The sequence below is a fragment of the Pseudomonas typographi genome (assembly GCF_014694385.1).
Classification (GTDB): domain Bacteria; phylum Pseudomonadota; class Gammaproteobacteria; order Pseudomonadales; family Pseudomonadaceae; genus Aquipseudomonas; species Aquipseudomonas typographi.
The window spans coordinates 191,288-205,716 of sequence record NZ_JAAOCA010000003.1; the positions used below are offsets into that span (position 1 = coordinate 191,288).

Sequence of the window (14,429 nt, forward strand, 5' to 3'; positions counted from 1 at the left end):
TGCCCAAAGGCCCCGGCACCGCCCGGGGCTTTGCTTATTCCGAAGGATTCGCATGATCGCTGAGCAACTCCTGGTGGGGCTATGGCACAGCCAGCACCTGCCCGAAGAGGCCCTGGGCCATGGCTACCTACCGGCCGGGCCGGGGCTGTTCGCCTCGTCGTTCGCCGTGGGCCTCGCCGCCCAGGCTTGCCTCGGCGCGGCGGCGTTGGCCGCCTGTGAGCTGGGCTTTCTGCGCGGTGCGGCGCGCCAGCATGTGGCTGTTGAACGGCGGCACGCCGAGGCCCAAGCCAGTGGCTGGTTCAGCGTGAACGGCGAGGTGCCCAGCGCCTGGGACGCTTTCAGTGGCCTGTACCGCTGCGCCGACGGTTACGTACGCATACACGCCAACTTCGAACACCACCGTAACGGTGCCTTGGCATTGCTAGGGCTTGACCCGGCAACCGCCACCCGCGCGATGGCGGAATCGGCTGCCTTGCAATGGCAGGCGTTGAGCCTGGAAGCCCAGGCCGCCGAACGCGGGCTGGTGATCAGTGCCCTGCGCAGCTTCGCTGAATGGGACGCTACTGCCCAGGGGCAAGCGGTGGCCAGCCAGCCCTTGTTCACCGTGGAGCGTATCGGCGAGGGCGCGCCTTTGCCCTTGCCCACTCTAGACCAAAGCCAGCGGCCGCTGGCCGGTGTGCGTGTACTGGAACTCACGCGTATCCTCGCAGGCCCAGTCGCTGGAAGAACCCTCGCCGAGGCGGGGGCCGACGTGATGCTGGTCAATGCGCCCTACCTGCCTAATATCGCCGCAATCGCCGATACCAGCCGTGGCAAACGCTCTGTGCACATCGACTTACGCGCCGCCAGTGGCCACCAGCAACTGTGGCAGTTGGCGGGCCAGGCCCATGTGTTCCTCCAGGGCTACCGCCCCGGTGCGCTGGCCGCGCGCGGGTTTTCCCCCGAGGCCTTGGCCGAGCGCCGTCCGGGCATCGTCTACGTGTCACTCTCGGCCTATGGCAACCGCGGGCCATGGGCGGAGCGCCGGGGGTTCGATTCATTGCTGCAGACCGCCATGGGTTTCAACCAGGCCGAGGCCGAAGCCTTCGGCGATACCCGGCCACGGGCCATGCCGATGCAGATCCTCGACCAAGCCACCGGTTACCTGATTGCCTTTGCCGTGGCGGCAGCGCTGCGCAGGCAGCAACTGGAAGGGGGCAGTTGGCATGTTCAGCTGTCGCTGGCGCAAACCGCGCAGTGGTTGCGCGGGCTGCCGCGTATCGGCACGGCGCAGAGCGAACAGGCGCCCTACCTGGAGCCCTACCTTGAAACCTACCGCTCAGGCTTCGGCGAACTGCGGGCCGTGCGGCCCAGCCCACAACTGGCACGCACCCCGCTGGGGTACGGCCGACCGTCGAGCCCGCCGGGCACGGATGCGCCCACGTGGTAACCCGAGCGCGGCTACCCTGCACACGGGCGTGGAACCGGCCCAGGCTCACGGGCGCATAGCCATTACCGGGCGCCCGCCCGCAACCTGACCAACCCCTCCAGGGCGAAACGCACCTGCGCCAACACCACGTCGCGCACTTTTTCCATCCGCACCGGGCCTATGGCGTCCCAGCCCAGCGAGTCGAGTAAACTTTGCCGTTGCACACGAAGCGCCGCCACCTGGGTGAACACCCCGAAGGCGTGCAAAATCGTGCGTTCGTCGTCCACCGGGTAGCCACTCAAGTGTGCTACCAGGCCACGGATGACCCCTGCGATGCGCGGTTTGAAGCGCTCGTTCATCAGCGCGTGGGCGCTGGCTGGGCACTGGCCAGCTTGCTGGCGTGACATGAACTCACGCCAGGGCTTGGCGCCGGAGCCATCGTCGATCAACGCGATCATCCTTGAAAGAATGCCCAGCACCGCGTCGACCCGCCGCGCATCCGCGGCGCCGGGGTCGGCCAGTACGCCTTCGGCGGCAGCGGTGGCGCTACCCAATTGCTCCCACAAGCGCTCGATGATGTGTTCCACGCACGCCAGGTACACACCTTCTTTGTTTTCGAAGTAATACTGCAACGCCGGGGCGTTAAGGCCAGCGGCACTGGCGATGTCGCGGGTGGACGCGGCATCGTAGCCTTTTTCGCCGAACACCCGCACCGCCGCCTCGACCAGCCTGGTGCGAGTTTGCGCACCGCGTTGGTAGCCGCCTTCATGGGTGGGTTTGTAGCGTGCCATGTTCGAAGTGCCCTGAATGTAAACCGGCCCAGCGTATAACTGTTGACAAAATATGTCTCCCCGGCGATTTTATTCCAACTGGAATAATTTGGAACCCCTTGATGGCCGGCACGCTCGCAGCCCCCCCCTCGCCTTCGAATGATACCCAACGGGGTAAAGCCCGCCGCGCCCTGCTCGCCTTGGCCGCGGTGACAGCGGCCGGGGCTATGGCCTGGGGCGCCTGGTGGTGGTTGGCCGGGCGCTTTATCGAAAGCACCGACGATGCTTACCTGCAGGCAGACAGCCTGACCGTGGCACCGAAAATCAGCGGCTACGTGGCGCAGGTGTTGGTGGCCGATAACCAACCGGTGCACCGCGGCGACGTGCTGGTACGCCTGGACGGCCGCAAGTATCGCGCCGCCGCCGACGAAACCTCAGCCACTATTACCGCACGGGAAGCGGACCAGGCCAAGGCCGAGGCCGACCTCACCCAACAGGACGCGAGCATCGCCGAAGCCCGCGCGCAATTGCTCGGCGCCCAAGCCGATGCGCTGCACGCCGAGGCCGAGGTCAAGCGCTATGCCCCGTTGGCCCGCTCCGGCGCGGAAACCCAAGAGCGCCTGGCCGAGCTGACCAACGAACAAGCCCGCGCGCAAAGCACCTTGGCCGCCCGCCAGGCCGCGCTGCGTTCGGCGCAAAGCCGTTATGCGACCTTGCAAGCCCAGGTACAACAGGCCAAAGCGCAGTTGGGCGTCGCCCGCGCCAGCGATGTCCAGGCGCGGCTGGATTTCAACGACGCCGAGGTGCGTAGCCCCATCGACGGCCGTGTCGGCGACCGCGGCGTGCGCCTAGGCCAATATGTGCAGCCCGGCACCCGCTTGCTCACTGTGGTGCCGCTGCAAGCGCTGTACCTCAGTGCTAACTTCAAGGAAACCCAGATTGGCAGCATGCGCCCGGGGCAAGCGGTCACCGTGCATGTCGATGCCCTGCCCGGCCGTGACTTGCTCGGCCACATCGACAGTTTTTCACCGGGCACCGGGGCGCAGTTCGCCCTGCTGCCGCCGGCCAACGCCACGGGTAACTTCACCAAGATCGTGCAGCGGGTGCCAGTACGCATCCGCCTGGACGTGCCCGATGACCTGCAAGGGGTGCTGCTACCGGGGCTGTCGGCCACCGTCGAGGTCGACACCCGGGGCGCCGCCCATGGCTGATACCTCGAGCGCCGCCACGCCGGTAGCCAATGCTTCGCTGACCGATTGGATCGCGGTGGTGGCCGGCTCGCTCGGTGCCTTGCTGGCGACCCTGGATATTTCCATCACCAACTCCGCGCTGCCGCAGATACAAGGCCAGATCGGCGCCACCGGCACCGAAGGCACATGGATTTCCACCGGCTACCTGATGTCGGAAATCGTGATGATTCCGCTGGCGGCGTGGTTCACCCGGATTATGGGGTTGCGGCGCTTTCTGATCGTAATGGCGGTACTGTTCAGCGTGTTTTCGGTCGGCTGCGGGTTATCCGGCTCGCTGGCGGGGATGATCCTCTGCCGCATCGGCCAGGGTTTTACCGGTGGGGCGATGATCCCCACAGCGCAAACCATCATGCGCACCCGGCTGCCCGCCCACCAATTACCCATCGGCACCACCTTGTTTGGCATGACGGTGATCCTCGGGCCGCTGTTGGGGCCGGTGATCGGCGGGTGGCTGACAGAAAACTTCAGTTGGCGCTGGTGTTTCTTTCTCAACCTGCCGGTCACCGCGGCGTTGGTCACCCTGCTGTGGACCGGCCTGCCCGCGGAAAAAGCCAACCTGCAGGCGTTGTTCAAGGCCGACTGGCTGGGCATTTTCGGTTTAGCGGTGGGGCTTTCGACGTTGACCGTGGTGCTCGAAGAAGGCCAGCGCGAGCGCTGGTTCGACTCCAGCTTGATCTGCTGGCTGAGCGTGGCCTGCGCCTGCGGCTTTACCGCATTGGCCGCAGGCCAAGCCACTGCCCGGCAACCCATCCTGCAATTGGGCCTGCTGGCCAACAGGCGCTTTGCCAGTGTGCTGTTGATCGGCACCGTGGTAGGCGCCGGCCTGTACGGCACGGCCTACCTGGTGCCGCAGTTTCTCGGGGTCATCAGTGGCTATAACGCCGAACAGGCAGGTTCGGTGATGCTGCTCTCTGGCCTACCGGCCTTTTTAATGATGCCGATATTGCCGCGGCTATTGGGCCGTTACGATCTACGCCTGCTGGTGGTGCTGGGTTTGGTGCTGTATTGGGCCAGTTGTTTTGTCGACACCACCTTGACCAGCCAGAGCGTCGGCCACGACTTCGCGACCTCGCAATTGCTGCGCGGCGTGGGGCAGATCCTGGTGATGATGCCGCTGAGCCAGCTCTCGATGCGTTCAGTGCCGACGCACCAGGCCGGCGATGCGGCCGGGCTCTACAACATGTCACGCAACCTCGGCGGCACCCTCGGGCTGGCCCTGCTGGGGGTGCTGATCGACCGCCGCGAGCATTTCCATGACGCCGCGCTGCGCGAAACGGTATTGGCCAACAGCCAATCGGCGCAAAGCCAAATGGCCGAACGCAGCGCCGGTTTTCTCGCCCAGCATGGCGACCCGGCCTGGGCCAACCTGCAGGCGCTGGGCCAACTGGCCAACGAAATTGCCCAGCAAACCTCGACGATGACCTACAACGACGCGTTTTTCGCCTTGGGCCTGGCCATGCTCGCCTGCCTGCCCCTGGCCTTCCTGATCAAGCAGCGCACGGCACAGGCAGCGCCAGCACGATGAACACACCCCTTTACCTGTTTGCCCTGTGCGCCTTGGCCGGCTGCACCGTGGGCCCGGACTACACCGGCGCGCCACCGGTGGCCCCGCACAGCCTGCAAGCCGGCCACCTGGCCCATGACACCGCCACGCCCGGCCGCGCTGGGGCCATCGCCCGCTGGTGGCAAACATTGGGCGACCGGCAGTTGGACCTGTTGGTCAGCCAGGCGCTGGCGCACAGCCCCGACGTGGCCGAGGCCCAAGCGCGGGTGCGCCAGGCCCGGGCCAACCTGCAAAGCGAAGTGGCCGCTGGCAGGCCCAAGCTCAGCAGCGATGCCATGCTGCTGCGCATGCGCTCGCCAGACACCTCCGATTTTGGCTTCGATGGCACAGGGCGCGGGCCGCTGAGCCTGTACCTGGCAGGCTTTGACGCCAGTTGGGAGGTGGACCTGTTCGGTGGCACCCGCCGCGCGGTGCAGGCCGCCGACGCCCAGGCACAGGCGGCCGGGGCGAACCTGGCCGACGCCCAAGTGCAACTGGCCGCCGAGGTGGTGCAGGCCTATACCGACCTGCGCGACCGCCAGGCGCGGCTGGCGCTGGTAGATGCCACACTGGCGGTGGAGCAACAAGCGCTGGGCTTGACCCAACAGCGGCTGGAGCGCGGTGTGGCCTCGCAATTGCAGTTCGAACAGGTGCTGACCCAGGCACAAAACACCCAGGCCCAGCGCCTGCCATTGCAAACACAGTTGATCGAAGCGCAGGATGAACTGGCCCTGCTATGCGGACTTGAACCCGGCGAGCTGGACAACCGCCTGGCGGCCGCCGCGCCGCTGCCGCAGGTGCCGGCCCAAGTGCCACTGGCAAACCCGGCCGCCCTGCTCAAGGCGCGCCCAGACGTGCGCGCCGCCGAACGGCAGTTGGCCATGCGCACCGCGCAGGTGGGCCAACAACAAGCCGAATGGTTTCCCAAGCTGAGCCTGACCGGGGACTTGTCGTTCAGCGCCGCCGACCCCGGCCACTTGCTGCGCAATGCGAACGGCACTTGGCTGGCCTTGCCACGGCTGAGCTGGAACATTCTTGATTTCGGCCGCGTGCGCGCGGGGGTGGAAAACGCCGAAGGCAGCCGCGACGAAGCTTTGGCCCATTACCAAGGCGTGGTGCTCAACGCCCTTAAGGATGCCGATGTGGCCCTGGCCCGCTACGGCCATCAACGGCAGAACGCGGTGCTGTTGGCCGAAGTGCAAGCCAGCGCCGAGCGCGCTGCCGGGCTCACCCGCCAACGCTATGAGGCCGGCACCGCCAGCACCTTGGATTGGCTCGACGCTGAACGCACACTGTACGACGCCCGGCAAAATCGCATCGGCGCCGATGCCCAGTTACTCAAGGACTTCACCGCCCTGCACAAGGCCCTGGGCATGGGCTGGCAAGTGGCGGCGGTCACCACGGCGCAACACGGCTAAGGTGCAGCGCCGCCTGGGCAGGTTAAGCCAGGGCATCCAACTGCGCCACCACCTCGGCCGGCAACTTTAACTGCGCGGCGGCCAAATTCTGCCGCAGGTGCTCGACCTTGGAGGTGCCGGGGATCAGCAAAATGTTGGCTGAGCGCTGCAGCAGCCAGGCGATCGCCACCTGCATCGGCGTGGCACCGAGTGATTGCGCGATGGCGTCTAGTTCGCTCGACTGCAACGGGGTGAAGCCGCCAAGCGGGAAGAACGGCACGTAGGCAATACCCTCCTGCGCCAGCACGTCGATCAATGGGTCGTCGGCGCGATTGACCAGGTTGTAGAAGTTTTGCACGCAGGCGATGGGCACGATGCGCCGCGCTTCGGCCACCTGCGCCGCAGTGACGTTGCTCACCCCCACGTGGCGGATCAGCCCCTGCTCGCGCAGCTCGGCCAGGGCTGTCACGGCTTCCTCGATCGAGCCCTCGACCGGCCCGTGCACCCCGTGCATGCTGCGCAGGTTCACCACCTCCAACTGCTCCAGGCCGAGGTTACGCAGGTTATCGTGCACGGCGGCCACCAGTTCCGCCGGCGCCATCGCTGGCAACCAGGCGCCGTCGGGGCCGCGCCGGGCGCTGACCTTGGTGACCAGCGTCAGCCCCTCGGGGTATGGCTGCAGCGCCTGGCGGATCAATTGGTTGGTGATGTGCGGCCCATAGAAGTCCGAGGTATCGATGTGGTCCACACCTTGGGCGACTGCCTCGCGTAACACCTGTAGCGCCCCATCCACGTCCTTCGGCGGGCCGAACACACCAGGGCCGGCCAATTGCATGGCGCCATAGCCCAAGCGGGTCACCGTGCGGTCTCCCAGCCGGTAGGTACCGGCGGCGGTCGATAAGCTCATGTTGATCTCTCCGTAAGTGGCAACAAGGCTCACGATAGGCGCACTTTCACTGCACGACAATCGGCTATAGTGTGCACAACCTGTACGGAATCACGAACAATGAACGTCGACCTGAACGACTTGCGTGCATTTATCGCCGTCGCCCAAGCCCGGGGGTTTCGTGACGGTGCCCGCCGCACGGGCAGCAGCGCGTCACGGTTGAGCGATGCCCTGCGCCGGCTAGAGGCGCAATTGGGCGTGCGCCTATTACACCGCAGCACCCGCAGCGTGGTGCTCACTGAGGTCGGCCAGCAATTACTCGACCGTTTGCTGCCGGCGCTGGATGAGGTGAATAGCGCGCTGGATGTGGTCAATGGTTTTCGTGACCTGCCGGCCGGCACGCTGCGGCTGAACGTGCCCGTGGTGGCGGCGCGGCTGGTGCTGCCCAAGCTGTTGCCGGGTTTTTTCGCGGCGTACCCGCATATACAGGTGCAGGTGATCACCGAAGACAGCTTCGTCGACGTATTGGCCAGCGGCTGCGACGCCGGCATTCGCTACGAAGAGCGTTTGGAGCAAGACATGGTCGCGGTGCCGATCGGCCCCCGGCTGCAACGCTTCGCTGCCGCAGCGGCGCCGGTTTACCTGGCCCGGCATGGCCAGCCGCAGCACCCCAATGAGTTGCTGCAGCACGCCTGCCTGCGCGGTCGTTTTCCCAGCGGCGTAGTGGCCAGCTGGGAGTTCGAGCGCGACGGCCAGGTAATCCACGTCGACCCCGAAGGGCCGCTGGAGGTGCGCATCGGTGCCGGCACGGAACTGGCGGTCGAGCTGGCGATGGCGGGCAGCGGCATCGTGTTTCTGTTCGAAGACTGGCTACGCCCACACCTGGCTAGCGGTGCGCTGGCGCCAGTGCTCAAGCCTTGGTGGCCAAGCTTTTCTGGGCCGTTTTTGTATTACCCGGGGCGGCGCCTGCTGCCCGCCCCGTTGCGCGCGTTCGTGGATTACATCAAGCAAACGCCGTGGCCCGTGGAGGAAAGCTGACTGCATCGTTTCGACGGTGGCTTTTGCTACCGGCCAACCGTTGGTTTCACCTGGCCAGTTAAGCTTAGACTGGTGCCTTACATTGACCTTGGAGGCGAGTATGAGCACCCCGCGTTACACGATTGCAGTAATTCCGGGCGACGGTATCGGCAAGGAGGTGATGCCCGAAGGCGTGCGGGTATTGGCCGCCGCGGCCGAGCGGTTCGGTATCGAACTGCACTGGGCGTGGTTCGATTTCGCCAGTGCCGACTATTTCCTGGCCCACGGCAAGATGATGCCAGACGACTGGTTTGCCACCCTCAAAGGCTTCGACGCGCTGTACTTCGGCGCGGTTGGCTGGCCAGACGTGGTACCGGATCACATCTCGTTGTGGCAGTCGCTGTTGCAGTTTCGTCGGGAGTTCGACCAGTACGTGAACTTGCGGCCCTGCCGGCTAATGCCCGGCGTGAAGGCGCCGCTGGCCGGGCGCGTACCGGGCGATATCGACTTCTGGGTGGTGCGCGAGAACACCGAGGGTGAATATTCAAGCGTGGGCGGGCGTATGTTCCCCGGCACCGAACGGGAGATCGTGATCCAGGAAACCGTGATGACCCGCGTGGGCGTGGACCGCATCCTGAAGTTCGCCTACGAGTTGGCCCAGCGGCGGCCGAAGAAACACCTCACCTCAGCCACCAAGTCCAATGGCATCGCCATCACCATGCCTTACTGGGATGAACGCGTCGCTGCCATGCACGCGCAATACCCGCAGGTAAAGGTCGACAAGTACCACATCGACATCCTCACCGCGAACTTCGTGCTGCACCCGGACTGGTTCGACGTGGTGGTGGCGAGCAACTTGTTCGGCGATATTCTTTCCGACCTGGGCCCTGCGTGCACGGGCACCATTGGTATTGCGCCGTCCGCCAACATCAACCCGGAGCGTACCTTCCCCAGCCTGTTCGAGCCGGTACATGGTTCGGCCCCCGACATCGCGGGCCTTGGCATCGCCAACCCGATCGGGCAGATCTGGTGTGGCGCCATGATGCTCGAACACCTGGGCCATGCCGAAGCGGGCGCGGCGGTGGTCCAGGCCATCGAGGCGGTGCTCGCCAAGGGCCCGGACCACGCCCCGTTGACCCGCGACATCGGTGGCAGCGGCAGCACCGAGGCCTTGGGCCGCGCCATCGCTGCGGCGGTGAGCGGATGAGCAGGGCGTTTTCCGGGGCAAAAATAGCCGTGCTGTGTGATGGGCAGGTACTGGCCTACCAGCGCGACGCCAAGCCGGATATTCCCTGGCCAGGGCTATGGGACCTGCCCGGCGGCGGCCGCGAAGGCGCTGAAAGCCCGCTGGAATGCGCGCTGCGCGAAACCTTCGAGGAGTTCGCACTGACCATCGACCCGGCCACTGTCAGCGTGGGCCAGGTGTATCCGGGGCGCAGCGCCGGGGCCTTGCCCACCTGGTTTTTTATCGCCCATGTGGGGCCGGGCACCTTTGGCCAGGTGCGCTTCGGTGATGAAGGCCAGCGCTGGGCGGTGCTGCCCATCGGCGACTTTATCGCCCGCGACGACGCGGTGCCGCACCTGCAACAGCGCTTGCGTGCCTTACTGGGCCGCTGACTTGCCCCTGGGCAAGGCGCTGCACCATTAGCCTCAGGGTAAGCGATGGTTGGCAGCCCCATCGCAGCGGGCGCATTAAGCATTGGACGATATAAACCGTCAGGGGTACCCTCGCCGGTTCCAAAACCTTGCGCTAGAGCCTTACATGCACACCGTCGTTGCTGTCGTATTGCCGATTTTCGCGTTGATCCTGCTCGGCTATCTGTGCCGGCGCACTGACCGGCTGGGGCCGGCGGCGGCCTCGGAGATCAACCGCATGGTGGTATGGCTGTGCCTGCCCGCCCTGCTGTTCAAGGTAACCGCCACCACCACCTGGGCGCAGATCTGGCAGCCGGGTTTCGTGCTGTCGTTCAGCGCCGGCTGCCTGCTGGTGTTCGCGGCTACCGTGGGCTGGCGCCTGCGCCAAGGTCATAACCTGGTAGAGGCCAGCATCGACGGGTTAAGCGCCGGTTACGCCAATACCGGGTACATCGGCATCCCGTTGTGCCTGTTGGTGTTCGGCCAACAAGGCTTGGAGCCGGCACTGATCGCCTCGTTGATCGTGGTCTGTGTGCTGTTTGCCGTCGCCGTGGTGTGTATCGAGGTGGGCTTGCAGCAAGAAAAACACCTTGGCCGGGCGCTGTTCACGGTGATCAAGGCCTTGGCCCGTAACCCGCTGGTAGTGTCTCCTATTCTTGGTGCCGGTTGGGCGGCCAGCGGCCTCGGGCTGGCCGAGCCGGTGTTGCACTTGCTCGATATGTTGGCCACGGCGACCACACCCTGTGCGCTGATTTCCCTTGGGCTGTTCTTGGCGCAAAAACAGCAAGGCCGACAAACCGGGGCCTGGCCGTTGGTGCTGATCAAGCTGGTAGGCCAACCGGCGCTCACGGCCTTTTTGGCCTACCGGGTGTTCAGCCTCCCGCCGCTGTGGGCCCATTCAGCATTGCTGCTCAGTGCGCTACCGACCGGCACCGGCCCCTTTATGTTGGCCGAGTACTACCAGCGCGAAGCGGGCGTGGTGTCGCGCAGCATTTTGTTATCCACCTTGTGTTCGTTGCTCACCTTGTCATTGTGCCTGTTCTGGTTAGGTGCTTGAGCGGCACTGCCGTAGGGCGTGCTCCAGCGCACCGAGCAGGGCTTCGCCGGGCGCTTTTGGCGGTTCGGCACTGGCGCAGGCTTCGATTTGCGCGGCACAGTCGGCCACCGGTTGTACCTTGACCACCAGGGCAGCGCCGAGGATTCGGTGAGCATGGTGCCGCACCTTCGGCCAATCGCTACCGGCCAATGCCTGCCGAAGCTCGGCCAGGTCTGCCTCGCAGGCGGTCACGAACATGGCCTGCAGCGATGGCTTCGCCGGGGCCGGCGCAGGCTCGTCGGCTGCCGGCAGCCAATGGGCCAACTGCTCGGTCAATTGGGCCAGGCGCAGGGGTTTGGTGAGTATCGCGTCCATGCCAGCCTCGAGCGCCCGGGTACGATGGCGCTCATCGGTCGCCGCGGATATGGCGATGATCGGCAGGCGCCGCCACCCGCGCTGGGCTTCCAACTGGCGGATGCGCCGGGCCACTTCATAGCCGTCGATTTGCGGCAGATAACAATCGAGCAGCAACGCCGCGTAAGCCTCGCCCGCCTGAAGCCGGGCAAGGCCCTGGTGGCCGTCGGCGACCATCACATAGGCATAGCCCAATGCGTTCAGTTGCAACGCTAACGCCTGGCGGTTGATCGGGTGGTCTTCAATCACCAACACCGTGCCCGCCGCCCCTGACGCGTGGTTGGCTTCGGCCTCGCAACCCGGCGCGACCGTGGCTTCGGCGGCATCAGCCAGGCGCACCGGCAGGCTAAAGCTGAAGGTACTGCCCTGCCCCCATTGGCTGCGAACGGCAATGCTGCCACCCATCAGTTCCAGCAATTGCTTGCAGATCGCCAGGCCCAGGCCGCTGCCGCCGTATTCCCTCACCGTCGCCTGGCTAGCTTGGCTGAAGGCTTGAAACAGCTTGGTTTGCTGGCCGGCGGTAATACCGATACCCGAATCGCGCACGCTCACGTACAACTCCGGCCCCGGCCGCAACTGCGCTTGCACGTCGATAACGCCGTGCTCGGTGAACTTCACTGCGTTGGACAACAAGTTCGACAGCACTTGGCGCAAACGCACGGGGTCTACCCACATCACCGGTTGGGCGCTCAAACCCTGGCTGTCGAGCACCAGGCTTACCGCTTTGGTTTGGGCCTGCAGGCGATGGATGTCGGCGACCGATTCAAGCAAGCGCACCACATGGGTGGGCTGCTCGTCGAGTTGCAGCTTGCGCGCGTCGAGCCGCGATACGTCCAGTACATCATCGAGCAGTTCGAGCAAGGCGCTGGAAGAGTCGTTGGCCAAGTTCAACAGGTTACGCTGGCTGTCGTTGAGGGGGGTACGGCGCAACAACTCCAACGATGCCTGTACCGCATTCATCGGTGTGCGAATTTCGTGGCTCATGACCGCCAAGAAGCTGGACTTGGCTTTTTCGCTCGCCTGCGCGACCCGTTGCGCCAGCCGGGCGCGCCGTGCCAGCCAGGCCAGCAGCAACAACACACCGAGCAAGCCAGCCGCTTCCGGCCAGCGGTGGTAGGCGATGGCTGCCAGGGTCGGTTTGCCCAGGTTCCCGGTGTCGACCCAGCGTGCTTCGATGGCATTGCGATCCATGCTGCTTAACTGCGCCAGGGCTTTGTCGACGATATGCTGCAGTGTCGGGTTGCCGGGGGCAACGCCCATGCTGAGCACCACCGGCATATCCGCGAGGATGCCAGCGATGCGTAGGGTTTCGGGGTAATCCCGGCGCATGGCCGGCTGCAGCACCAGGTCAAGGCCCACCGCCGCGAACGCCTCGCCATTGGCTACCGCGTTAAGCGCCTGGTCGCTACGGTCGAATTGCAACAAGGTGATATCAGCACACACTTCGCGCAGGTAATGTTCATAACCGCCACTGCGGCGAATGGCGACCACTTTACCCTTGAGCTTCTGTGGGCTGAACATCAATGGGCTGTCGTCGCGCCCAATGATCACCGAGGCGCCAACAAAAAAGGGGTCGCTCAGTAACATTTGGTCCAGCACCCGGTCGCTGGCCAGGCGTACCGACACCGCAGGCACGAGGTCGAGGTCGCCACTGCGCAGGCGCCGAACGGTTTCGTGCCAACTGGCACTCGGGGCCAATTCAAAGCGCAGGCCGGTGATGGACGCTATCCGGTCGATATACGCCCGTGTGAGGCCGCGGTGCTCACCATTAACCACATATTCAACGGGCCAATTGGGCCGGATGGCATAACGCACCACCGGGTGCTGCGCCATCCATGCCTGCTCTGCCTCGGTAAAAATGGCGGCGCTGGCCGACCAGGGCAACAGCAGCCAGGCGCAAGCCCAAACGATGCGGCCCCAGTAATGGCACCTGCTCAAATGCCCAAGCGCTCGCGGTTTTTGAACAGTTCGTTGTTATTGCAAATGCCCAACTTATGGAAGGCCGATTGTTTTTGCGCGCTGATCGTTTTAATACTGCGTGAAAATTTATTTGCAATATCGGTAACCGTCATGCCTTCGAGCATGCAGCGCAGCACTTCATTTTCCCGCGGGGTCAGTGCCGCCACGCTGATATTGCGTACGTAAGACTCTACCGGCGGTAGGTCCGCATCCAGTGGCACGCTATGAATACTGGCCTCGCTAATGCGCTCCTGCATGGGCGCATGTACCCAGACTTCACCCTGGGCCACCTTGTGCACCGCTTCGAGTAAGTCTTCGGCCCTGAGTTCTTTACCGTAGAAGCCCCGCGCGCCAGCCTTGAGGGCTAGAGATACCATGGCCGGCGTATGCAGCGCGGAGATTACGATGCAATAAGTACCTGAAAAGCGCCGTTCGATCTGGCGGATCAGGTTCACCCCGTCGTTTTCCGACGGCGCAAGTGAGAAATCGGTCAGTATGATATCCACCGGCTTGCCGGCCAACGCTTCGAACATCTCTACACTGCGAGTATAGGCGCCCACGATTTCGATCTGGGGGTCACTGCGCAAGGCTTGCGCCATGCCTTCCAAGATTAGCTCGTGATCATCGAGCAACGCGACTCGAACCGGGGCGCCTTTCAACTTTACGCTCATCATTTTCTTCCTGAAGCCTGGATCGCCGGGACGCCGGCCTGTTCGCTATCTATCGTCGGCCTTTTTTTTCAAAAGTAGGCGTTATGAAAAAAAAGTTTCGGCGGTTATACCGCTGCAAGTAACCCATACACTTGCACCTTGCCCTGCAGCCGTTTATTACGACAGTATATAGTTGATGTGCCGGCCCTTTATTAGCCTTCGCCGACTTTAATGTAACCCCCACACCGGGGAATATAAGATTAATCCCAAACTGATGGAAGGCAGGCACGCGTGCAGGCAAATGTTCACCACAGGCGCTGCCCGGGCCAACCCGGCGGCTGCGCTGGCCTTAATGCATTCGGATGATAATTGCTATCGATAGGTGTAATGCGGCTATTCGTTTGAACGGTGATAGGGTAGTTCCTGAAGCACGAACCTGCCCGGCCTGCCAGGCACCCCCCGCC

Annotated in this window: 12 protein-coding genes; 8 read left to right on the forward strand and 4 right to left on the reverse strand. The window is 64.3% G+C overall.

The features are described 5' to 3' along the window. Positions 1-52 precede the first annotated feature (52 nt). Complete coding sequence (locus tag HAQ05_RS03370; RefSeq protein ID WP_190417362.1) at positions 53-1,429, forward strand: CoA transferase; 1,377 nt, start codon at positions 53-55, stop codon at positions 1,427-1,429. 62 nt (positions 1,430-1,491) lie between these two features. Here the strand turns inward: HAQ05_RS03370 and HAQ05_RS03375 are convergent, their stop codons facing one another. Further along, complete coding sequence (locus HAQ05_RS03375; protein WP_190417364.1) at positions 1,492-2,199, reverse strand: CerR family C-terminal domain-containing protein; 708 nt, start codon at positions 2,197-2,199, stop codon at positions 1,492-1,494. Between the two features lie 101 nt (positions 2,200-2,300). Here HAQ05_RS03375 and HAQ05_RS03380 point away from each other — a divergent pair, with 101 nt between their 5' ends. The 3 genes from HAQ05_RS03380 to HAQ05_RS03390 are packed head-to-tail and all read left to right on the forward strand — an operon-like array spanning position 2,301 to position 6,389. Continuing rightward, on the forward strand, positions 2,301-3,389 hold the full coding sequence (locus tag HAQ05_RS03380) for an HlyD family secretion protein (protein ID WP_190417366.1): 1,089 nt from the start codon (positions 2,301-2,303) through the stop codon (positions 3,387-3,389). After that, positions 3,382-4,953, forward strand: a complete 1,572-nt coding sequence (locus tag HAQ05_RS03385) for a DHA2 family efflux MFS transporter permease subunit (RefSeq protein ID WP_190417368.1) — start codon at positions 3,382-3,384, stop codon at positions 4,951-4,953. The genes HAQ05_RS03380 and HAQ05_RS03385 overlap by 8 nt, the downstream gene beginning before the upstream one ends. Next, positions 4,950-6,389, forward strand: coding sequence for an efflux transporter outer membrane subunit (locus tag HAQ05_RS03390; protein WP_190417370.1), 1,440 nt, complete (start codon positions 4,950-4,952; stop codon positions 6,387-6,389). The genes HAQ05_RS03385 and HAQ05_RS03390 overlap by 4 nt, the downstream gene beginning before the upstream one ends. 22 nt (positions 6,390-6,411) lie before the next feature. Here the strand turns inward: HAQ05_RS03390 and HAQ05_RS03395 are convergent, their stop codons facing one another. After that, complete coding sequence (locus HAQ05_RS03395; RefSeq protein WP_190417371.1) at positions 6,412-7,275, reverse strand: aldo/keto reductase family oxidoreductase; 864 nt, start codon at positions 7,273-7,275, stop codon at positions 6,412-6,414. 99 nt (positions 7,276-7,374) lie between these two features. On the opposite strand from HAQ05_RS03395, the gene HAQ05_RS03400 reads away from it, so the two are divergent. The 4 genes from HAQ05_RS03400 to HAQ05_RS03415 all read left to right on the forward strand — a co-directional run bounded on the left by HAQ05_RS03400 (position 7,375) and on the right by HAQ05_RS03415 (position 10,963). Beyond that, entirely contained in the window at positions 7,375-8,292 is a 918-nt protein-coding gene (locus HAQ05_RS03400) for a LysR family transcriptional regulator (protein ID WP_190417373.1), read from the forward strand. Between the two features lie 100 nt (positions 8,293-8,392). Next, positions 8,393-9,478 (forward strand): tartrate dehydrogenase, encoded by a 1,086-nt coding sequence (locus tag HAQ05_RS03405; RefSeq protein WP_190417375.1) that lies wholly within the window; start codon positions 8,393-8,395, stop codon positions 9,476-9,478. Continuing rightward, a complete protein-coding gene (locus tag HAQ05_RS03410) occupies positions 9,475-9,888 on the forward strand; it encodes an NUDIX hydrolase (RefSeq protein WP_190417377.1) in 414 nt (137 codons plus the stop codon). The genes HAQ05_RS03405 and HAQ05_RS03410 overlap by 4 nt, the downstream gene beginning before the upstream one ends. 145 nt (positions 9,889-10,033) lie before the next feature. Beyond that, positions 10,034-10,963, forward strand: coding sequence for an AEC family transporter (locus HAQ05_RS03415; RefSeq protein WP_190417379.1), 930 nt, complete (start codon positions 10,034-10,036; stop codon positions 10,961-10,963). Here the strand turns inward: HAQ05_RS03415 and HAQ05_RS03420 are convergent. Both HAQ05_RS03420 and HAQ05_RS03425 read right to left on the reverse strand, forming a co-directional pair. Further along, on the reverse strand, positions 10,952-13,294 hold the full coding sequence (locus HAQ05_RS03420) for an ATP-binding protein (RefSeq protein WP_190417380.1): 2,343 nt from the start codon (positions 13,292-13,294) through the stop codon (positions 10,952-10,954). The genes HAQ05_RS03415 and HAQ05_RS03420 overlap by 12 nt on opposite strands. Beyond that, the gene (locus HAQ05_RS03425; protein ID WP_190417382.1) at positions 13,291-13,986 is read right to left on the reverse strand and encodes a response regulator; all 696 of its coding nucleotides are present in this window, start codon (positions 13,984-13,986) and stop codon (positions 13,291-13,293) included. The genes HAQ05_RS03420 and HAQ05_RS03425 overlap by 4 nt, the downstream gene beginning before the upstream one ends. Between the last annotated feature and the right edge of the window lie 443 nt (positions 13,987-14,429).

Bases quoted from the DNA above. Each gene is read 5' to 3' on its own strand.
- HAQ05_RS03370 (WP_190417362.1), top strand. From the start codon at position 53: ATGATCGCTGAGCAACTCCTGGTGGGGCTATGGCACAGCCAGCACCTG.
- HAQ05_RS03375 (WP_190417364.1), bottom strand. From the start codon at position 2,199: ATGGCACGCTACAAACCCACCCATGAAGGCGGCTACCAACGCGGTGCG.
- HAQ05_RS03380 (WP_190417366.1), top strand. From the start codon at position 2,301: ATGGCCGGCACGCTCGCAGCCCCCCCCTCGCCTTCGAATGATACCCAA.
- HAQ05_RS03385 (WP_190417368.1), top strand. From the start codon at position 3,382: ATGGCTGATACCTCGAGCGCCGCCACGCCGGTAGCCAATGCTTCGCTG.
- HAQ05_RS03390 (WP_190417370.1), top strand. From the start codon at position 4,950: ATGAACACACCCCTTTACCTGTTTGCCCTGTGCGCCTTGGCCGGCTGC.
- HAQ05_RS03395 (WP_190417371.1), bottom strand. From the start codon at position 7,275: ATGAGCTTATCGACCGCCGCCGGTACCTACCGGCTGGGAGACCGCACG.
- HAQ05_RS03400 (WP_190417373.1), top strand. From the start codon at position 7,375: ATGAACGTCGACCTGAACGACTTGCGTGCATTTATCGCCGTCGCCCAA.
- HAQ05_RS03405 (WP_190417375.1), top strand. From the start codon at position 8,393: ATGAGCACCCCGCGTTACACGATTGCAGTAATTCCGGGCGACGGTATC.
- HAQ05_RS03410 (WP_190417377.1), top strand. From the start codon at position 9,475: ATGAGCAGGGCGTTTTCCGGGGCAAAAATAGCCGTGCTGTGTGATGGG.
- HAQ05_RS03415 (WP_190417379.1), top strand. From the start codon at position 10,034: ATGCACACCGTCGTTGCTGTCGTATTGCCGATTTTCGCGTTGATCCTG.
- HAQ05_RS03425 (WP_190417382.1), bottom strand. From the start codon at position 13,986: ATGAGCGTAAAGTTGAAAGGCGCCCCGGTTCGAGTCGCGTTGCTCGAT.